3 protein-coding genes are annotated in these 8740 nt (G+C 65.9%); 2 read left to right on the top strand and 1 reads right to left on the bottom strand.

The annotated features are described in order from the left end of the window. Positions 1–336, top strand: a 336-nt coding sequence (locus ABT299_RS51640; protein ID WP_500255357.1) for a DUF6507 family protein, incomplete at its 5' end; no start/stop codon positions are given. A gap of 68 nt (positions 337–404) precedes the next feature. Further along, on the top strand, positions 405–8204 hold the full coding sequence (locus ABT299_RS51635) for an ADP-ribosyltransferase (RefSeq protein WP_500255356.1): 7800 nt from the start codon (positions 405–407) through the stop codon (positions 8202–8204). A 335-nt stretch (positions 8205–8539) separates the two neighbouring features. Here ABT299_RS51635 and ABT299_RS51630 read toward each other — a convergent pair. Then, positions 8540–8740: hypothetical protein (locus tag ABT299_RS51630; RefSeq protein ID WP_500255355.1), on the bottom strand; the 201-nt coding region annotated here is incomplete at its 5' end.

The following is an 8740-nucleotide window of genomic DNA, read 5'->3' as shown; positions in this document are numbered from 1 at the left end:
GGCGTCAGTACGGTACTGGAAAAGGTCATTGGCCTTTACGCTGGAAAAGATGGCAAGGGGACGGGCGGCTTGGTAAAGCAGTCCGAGCAATTCTCCCAATACGTCGAGGATGCTGTCACCGCCGCGACCAGCGAGCCGATAAGTGTCGCTCTCAATGAATACATGAAGGAACGGGTGACTCCTGAGCTCAAAGGCGTCTTTCTTAAAGTCCACGGCTGTATCAAGGGTGCCAGAGACGCGACGATGGCATATGTCCATGGCGATACGGAGATGGCGGAGAAAGCGCAGAAGCGTGCGATTGATGCCCCAAGCCCGGAGGCTGGGGGGAGTTGGTAGGGGAGTTGGACGTCCGGCCGTGCCCGTGATGGGGCCGGCATGGCATCGGGTGCGTGTGGGGGATAGGCATGGCTGATTCGCTCGGTCCGGACGATATTGTCGTTCGGGATCCTTCGGTTACTCCATATGGCCCCTTCGTCCCGGCAAAGTCCGCTCCGCAGGATCCGGCTGATCCGGGTGAGCCGGTTGATCCGTCGAGGATCCCGGTTCCGGACGTTCATCTGGCCGATCTGGAGGCCGCGGGTCACGCGTTGAAGCGGGTCGGGGAGCGGTTCGCGCGAACGAGCGGTGACCTCGGCGCGGCGTGGCGCGGCTTATCAGCGTTCTATCAAGCCCCTGAAGGCTCGGATCTGATTGCCGCGATGCGGGATGTCCCGGTGGCGGGGGATGAGTTCGGGAACGAGGTGCGGACCGTCGGTGACGCACTGCTGGCGTTCGTCGACGAGGTCCGGCCGATCGTCACCCGGTTGCACGGGTTGCGGGCCGCGGCGACGGATTTCCGCGCGAAGGTCGACGGTAACTGGGACGGCGATTTCGGTGACTGGCAGAAGAATGGTGACTGGGTCAAGGAGAACAACCGGCTGAACGATGCCGCGGGGGCGGCGCTGTTCCAGTACCAGGCGGCCGAGCGTGCCTGCGCTAATAAGATCACCGCGCTTTTCGGGGGCACCCATTTCGCGCCGGACGCCGCGTTCAAACGTCGCGGCGATTACGCGTACGGGTTGGCTGCCGCGCCGAAAAGCACCGCGACACCCTGGGGGACCCCTCAGACTCGCGATAAGCCGTGGTACCAGGACGTCGGGGACGGCGCCCACGATTTCCTCTACGGGGTGGTCAGCTACGCGGGCTCGGCGGTCGGTGCGAACGTCTACGGCGAGACGGACGGCTGGGGGCCTGCGGGCACCATCGGTGACTGGGGGCATCGCCTGGCGGGCAACTGGTCGGGGATGCTCGGCGACCTCGGCACGCTGGTAGGGCGGCTGGACGGGCGGATCGACGAGAACGGCGTCTACCACGAGGACCTGAGCGCCGGACAGTGGTGGCACAACGTCAAGGACGGCTGGACGAGCGTCGCGAACGCCCTCGTCCCGTGGCAGGAATGGGATGACCGGCCCGGCTACGTGCTCACCGCCGGGGGGCTGAACGTCGGGTCGCTGCTCTACGGCGGTTCGAAGGGCATGACCAAGCTCAACAAAAGCTTGCGCGATCTGCGGGACGCGTTCCCGAAGAAGACCGAACCGGGGCCCGTTCCGGCATCGCCGGGCCCCGCCCCGGTGCCTCGTTTCGGATTCACCGACATCCAACTCCCCGAGATCGTGAAGCCTCGTGCCCTGACCCCGATGGAACTGCGGGCCCCCGAGGGCGGGATCAATGTTCCCGGCGAACGTCTCGGCGCCGGCGAGGTCATGCCGGACAAGGGGGTGAAGCTGCACCGCCCGCCTGTGATGGACGATCCCGCCCGACTCAACGGCCCCACCGGTGCTGCGGACAGGCTCGGGCAGGTCAATGTCCGCGACCTGGCCGAGTCGCTGCGGGCCAAGGCCGGCGCCGCCCCTGGCGCCGCGTCCACTGATGCCGCCACGCCCGCCGCGGTCGGCGGCCCGGCAATGCCCGCCGCGGCCAGCGGTACCGCCGCGCCCGCCGCCACCAGCGGTGCGCCCGCACCCACCGCGACAGACGGCTCCCCACAAGGAACGACACCATCTCATCCCGCCACCGCCGGGCAACCGGCCGAACTCGCTCCCGCGGGCGGCGGCGACATCCCACGCACCTACATCCACCAACCTGGCCGGCCCGGCGCCGAACCCGCCACCATCAGCAGCCCCCGCCTTAGCGGACCCGACGCCGATGCGGTCCGCGCGGACACCCCGCGCGAAACCGAGCCCGTGCTGGCCGGAGTGGCGTCGGACAATCCCAGGAGCGTGTCCGGACAACCCGCACACGCTTCCAGCGCCGGTAGGCGCCCCGCCCACATGAGCGCCTCCGAACCAGGCGAAACTCCTGGACTTCCCGCGGGCGAGTCGGAAGCCCTGGAAGCCGGAGGTACCGCGGCCGCCTACCCCACCGGCGGCAACCCCGGCATCCCCCGCGCCGCGGAAAACACCCCAAGGAGCACGGGAGGCCGCCCGGGAAGCGGAAGCCCGAACCACGACCACACCCCAGGCGATCCACCACCAAGATCCCCCCGGGAAACAAGCCCGGCCCCAGGCCGACTACCAGACCAGTTCGCCGAACCACCACAACCCGCCGCCCCACCCGCCGACGCCCCGCCGCCGCATACCGGTACCCGAGCGCGGGTCGGCGAGGGGGCACCAGGCAAGCCCGAGCCCAGGACAGGGGATGCCGCGGAACGAGACGCCCCCTTGGCCCACGGCCAGGCGGACCCACCGGATTCCGAGCGGTTTCTGCGTTTCGAGGGCGCGGATGGTGAGGCGTACGGCGAACAGCACTATGGGCACATGTTCAGGGCGCTTCCGGAGGACCAGCGCCACGCCGTCTACAACTACACGCGCGGTGGCGTTCTGAACACCGTGCTGCGTGCTCTGGACAATGGCAAGGGTCTCGGTGACTTCCTGAACTCTCTCCAAAGAGACAGGATGCTGGCCGAGCATCTGAACGCCCTGTCGTTGAGGCTTGAACAGTCCGTCAACCCGTCGGACTTGCCGCAGATTCTGCGTAACATCGACCTAACGCCCGCTGAGCGGCACGCCGTGCAGGATGTACTGAACTCGCCTGACCCGGGGCGGCTGATGGAAGTCCGCCACAACGGGAGTACGCATGAACTCCTCGAGCGCTATCTGGGTGAGACGCCCACCCGAGAGTTGCTTGAAGGGCAGATCAGGCTGATCGACCAGGCAATGTCAGCGTCTCCGCTCCCGGATCCCGTCCAACTCACGCGCAGCGTCGGCGACCTAAGGCACTTGCGCCTCCACGACGGCAGTTCACTCGGGGATCGGGACCCAAAGCTTCTGGAAGGGACATCGCACACCGAGCCGGGATACACATCTGCGTCGCTCGGCGACACATTGTTCTCACCCAATATCCGGTACACGATCGATGTCCCTGCCGGCACAAAGGGTGTATGGATAGGGCGATCGTCCGCTAAACCCTTGGAGCGAGAATTCATTCTGCAGCGAGGGCTGCGATACGAGATCGTTCATGTTGAGCGGGTCGGCACCGACATCTTCGACAGGGGCCAGCACCATGTGCATGCGCGTGTTCTCCGGCCAGACGACGTCGTTTCGCCTGAGACCGTTCCCCACGGCGAAGAGGCGCCACGGTCCCATGAACCCGCCGAGCCACCCCAGGCGCAACGTCCGGCACCCGCACATGGCCCGGGCGAGGGCGCAGGCGAGTCGGGGGCTCCGGGGCTAGGAGATGGTGAGACCGCCTACGTCAGCGGCCGCGATCCCGGCATCCCACACGCCGCGGAGCACACTCCAAAGAGCACGGGGCACCGCTCTGAAAGCGGAGGTCCGAAACATGGCCACAACCGAGGCGAGCAACCCTCAAGTACCCCCAGGACCAAGAGTCCTGCCACGGGACGAATGCCAGAGCAAGGCGAGCCCGCTCCGGCCACTGCGGATCCGGTGAGGCCAGAGTCGGCCGGTGGCGCAGTCGAACCGGGCGTAGGCCGCCCACACCACGCCGCTGCGCCTCGCGCCGGGTCTCCGGCGGGAGGCGAGCGGGGCGGTCACCGACCTCCGACGCCTGAGCCGGACTCCGTTACGTCGGTGGGGGACGCGCTGCGACGGGGTGTCGAGTCCGGGGTGGATGAGAATCGCACGGTGCGGCTCACCGGCGGTTTTGTTGCCGAGCGGGTGGATCTGGTCAGTCACAACAGTGGTGGAAAAGCCGTTCGCAAGGTGGCGTGGGCCGAGAACACCGATTTGGTCGATGCCGATGAGCTCAGCGCACTGGTCGGGCATGCGGTGGAGGCGCGAGTTCCGGTGGTGCACAGGGCTGATAGCCGCACGCTCTACTTGGAGTATGTAGAGGGCGAGCATTCCTGGGAGACGCACCCTGAGCCGCAGCCAGACGTTTTGCAGGCGCTGTACGCCGACAGGCCGGGCGCGCGCAATCTGGGCCTGATGGATGTCCTGACCGGGAACGGGGACCGCGACTGGAAGATCGATCTGAATGGCCGGCTCTGGGGTATCGACCACGGCGACACGTTTCTAGTCGAGCCGGACAGCGCGGCAGCGCTGGGGGTCAATCCATTCAGCGGGCATTTCGTCTCCGGCACGCGCATCGGCCCTCGCGGAGAGGAGTACGTCTGGCGCCCCAATGAGCTGAGCCCAGCTGACGTTCGGATCATTGAGCAACGCCTGAACGCCCTGCGCCCGCGGTTCGAGGCGCTCGGCCACCCGGACTGGTTCGACGGAATGATGAACCGCTGGGAATCCATCAAGGCAAAGGCGAGCGGCACCGACTCGATTCTGGGCCACGACACGGCACGCTTCGGAACGGCTCCTGAGACGTCCACCCCGCGAGCGACAGCCCACCAGGGCGGCCCACCCGGCGGTACGTCCGGTCCGGAGACGGAAGGCGTACCCGCCCGGCCACTTGGACGACCGGGCGGCACAGATTCCAGGCGGCCCGCCGGTATGCCCGAGACCGGTCCCTCAGGCACAGCCGCTCCACATCACGTCAACGAATCGGCCACGGGACCCGCGCCCGCCGTCACCGGAGGAAACGGCTCCGTCGAGCCCCCACACGCGGGCACCGGCGTTTCCTACGGCGAGCAACCATCACGGACCCTGGAACCCCCCGAGCCGTCGGGGGGCCAACGTCCAGCATCCGGTTCATCACCTGAGACGCGCGCCGGCGGACTGCCTGGCGAGTCGCCGAGCGAGGGCATCAGTGACCCGTCCGTTCCTCCACGTCCGGCACCGCGCGAGCATTACGGCTGGTACGAGTCCGATCATCCCGCGGCGTCTGCGGCAGATGGCGAGCCTGGAGCAGTGACACCGGCCCATCCCGCCACCGCCGGGCCACCAGCCGACCTCGCAGATGCACGCACTCAAGGGGGTACGGGAGGCCACCCGGGAAGCGAAAGTCCCAGCGTGCCCCCCGATGGCTTCCCTGGAGGGCACCCGGAAAGCGGTAGCCCGCAACACGCCTACAGGAACGACCCGACCAAGTCGTTGTCGCTTGGCGACGAGTTCCGACCAGGGATCACAGGTGCTCCGCCTACCAGAGGCGAAGGCACCCCGTCCGTCGAACCGGCGAGGTCGGTCACCGAGGGGGCGCAGGCCACTCGAGGGGAGAGCGCTCCTCGCGAAGGCAGCCCGGGCGAACCGCGGTTCCGCCTGTCCGGCGGCACGAACAGCGTGCCAGCCGTCGGAGACGAGCACCGCGCCGGAGATCTCTCAGCGGCCGGACCTTCGGCGCCGGAAGCCCCGCGACCGGCGGCCCCAGATCCGGCGAGAGTCCACGCCACCGTCCCGACCAGGGCGGATCCGCTTGAGGCCGGCTTCGACCCGGGAATACACGAAGCGGAAAGGCTCGGCCGTTCTATAAGGGGTCCCGTTTCGCGGCGTGCGAGCCAACTGGACTTCCACATCACGCCCCACGACCCCGAGGCTCTTCCGGCCGAGCTCAAGCTGAGTCGTGGGCGGAGCCAACACGAGGGGACCGCGGTCGAATGGGAGAAGGCCGGCGCCCCTGGAAGAGTCGTGACCTACAGGTACATTCATATGAGGACCGTCAAAGGCGTTCGCAGCGTGATCGGTCCCTTTTTGAAGCGTTCCACTGTGGCGGAAGGTGACCTCGTCGCTTTCACCACTCGCCACGGCCTGCCAGAGGACCTCGTCCTACGGGCGCTGGGAGTGGAACTGCGTGAGGCGCCACGCACGCCCGACGGTCTGCCGGACCTCCGAACCAAGCAGGTCGAGATTTACCTCAACGAAGAGACCCGCATCCTCTACCGCGGGGACACCGGTTCTGTATTTCGTGCCGGGAGCCACGATATGCAGGCCATCCACCACTGGGATCCGCAAACGCAGAACTTCGTGCCGGATGACGGCAGGGGCGCGATTCGCACGTCTCCGGAACAGCGGTATGGCCTATCAGGTTCGGACGCCGGCCGCGATACCCCAGCAGGTGATCGTGCGGCGATCGGGCACGCGCGCGAGCAGCGAGTGGCTGACATGATGGGCGGAACGGTCGCGAAGGACTTCAGAGGCCAGGACATTCAACTGATGGTGCCAGGACTCGGCTCGACCGGTCTCGACGTCCGCGGGCCAAACGGGGAATACGTATTCGTCGGCGGGCCGTCGCGAGCCGGGAACCGTGGGAAGTTCGGCCAGGAGTTGCGGATCCAGAAGGCCGCCGCAGACCGGGACGGCGTGCGTGCGATCTATTTCTTTGAAGAAGGCACCCCTGAGTCGGCGCTTGCCCAGGCACGCGAAAGCTTCGGTGCTGGGAACGTCTTCACATTCCCGGGCGAAGAGGATCCCGGGGGCGCCGTGCTGATGGGGAGTGACCTCCCGCCCCACTCGACTGGAAGCGGCGGACATGTCACACCCGAGGCCGGTGATGTCGTTGGTGGGCGGCATATAGGTAGTGGTGAGGGGTCTCTTGGCGGTGACGCTGAGGTAAGGGCGGATGCCGCCATGCCAAAAGGCGAGAGTGGGACCAACGAGACCGCCGGTTCGGAGGTCGGCCTGGCCGAGAGCGATCGGGGGGCACGTCCACCGGAACCGGCGCCCATGCCTCTTCAGCCAGGCACACCGCCCATGCCAGGACTGGAAGCCGGCCGAGCAGGGCGGTCCGACATCGGTGAGGCACCACATGGCGAGCCGCTGAGCGACGGCATGACCGAAAGGTCTGGCCCTCCACGTCCAGACCCGCGCGAGAACTACTTGTATGAGCCTGACCATCCCGCAACGGGAGTGAGGGCCGAAACCGCAGACGGCGCTCTAGGAGCAGTGTCAGACCACCCCGCCCTTGACGAACCACGTTCTGAAACGGCCGTCTCGGGACCAGTGCCCCCAGAGAACTTCCAGCAGTTCCTGAGTGACGCCGAAGGTGAGGCATACGGCGAGAACAGGCTGGCACATACGTTCCGAGACCTGCGACCACCGGCACGCGAGGCAGTTTTCCGGTATTCGGCGAAACATAAGATCGCCTTGGTGATTCGGGACTTTGCAAGGGATCCGGAAGGGATGGCTCGGTGGTTCGGTGACCTGCAGTCTGGGCATCGGCAAGTGGAACGGCTGATGCTGTTGGGTGACGGCAGGATGCCGTCTATGGACACTCTGAGGAGAATGCTCACAGAGTCAACGGAGTTGACCGGTCACGACCGGCGACTCGTTCAGTCCATTCTGGCGGCCGAAGACCCTGTCGGATACGTTCGCTTCATAGAGAATTTGGACTACGAGTCCGCGAGAATGGAGTTCTTGTTTGACGGAGACGGCGTTGAGGGCTACTCGCTTATGGATAAGCTCGATGAGGCCCTCTGTCAACCACTTCCTGAAGGCCTTCAGGCGATTCGGGGGCTGAATAATGTCCGGTGGATGGTCGACTCGCATAAAATTCGGCTCGGTAACCGTGATCCTGAGCTTCTTGTCGGCGCAGTGCAGATCGAACCGGCACCCATGTCGACTTCGTTGGGAGTGACTCCAGGGACGAATGTCGGTTTCTATCACTTCTACCTTCATCTCCTCCTGCCTGAAGGCTCCCAAGGGCTCTGGATCGGTCGCCAGAGTGCTTTCCCAAATGAGCGAGAGCTCCTCCTTCCTCGAAATACCAGGTATCGCATCACGAATGTCTTGCGAGCCTTCGAGCGGGAGCGCTCCGCCCCCGGTGGGTTCGATGGACCCATCTACGACATCTGGGCGGAAGTCATTCCACCGGGAAGATGACGCCATGTGCACTGGGTGGTCTACCGAAGGCACCTCGGGAAACGCTGTTATCTGGTGGGGGCGAGTGGGTCGAGGACGGCGTCTACTGCGGGCCTGGGGTCCGACGTGCCACTCCGAGTCCATGGGCGACCATGCTGAGGACGAGACGGTAGTTGTCGACCGCATGCGTGATCTGTGGCGCGAAGCCAGCGACAGCGCTAGCGCACCTGATCAGGGCGGCACTGCCGCCCCATGCACCGCCCAGACATTCGACTAGAACGCCCCAGTGCCTGGGCCGTGTTGGACACCGCTTCTCCATGCACACGAGGGACTATCCAGCAGGTTAAAAGGCTGCCTCATGTGGATTGTTTGGCGAGCTTCTTGTAGCAGGTGATGGCGGCGGCCAGGACGAGAAAGGCATTGAACAAGTGGCCGTGGCGCTCGTAGCGGATGGTCAGGCGCCGGTAGCCGAGCATCGTGATCAATGATCGCCGCCACGCCGCATAGCCCGAATTCAAATCGCCTAACTCAATTGAGCGGTAAACCGTACTGACGCT

This window comes from Spirillospora sp. NPDC000708, from assembly GCF_040299565.1.
Taxonomy (GTDB): Bacteria; Actinomycetota; Actinomycetes; order Streptosporangiales; family Streptosporangiaceae; genus Spirillospora.
This window is presented reverse-complemented; position numbering and strand designations above follow the sequence as displayed.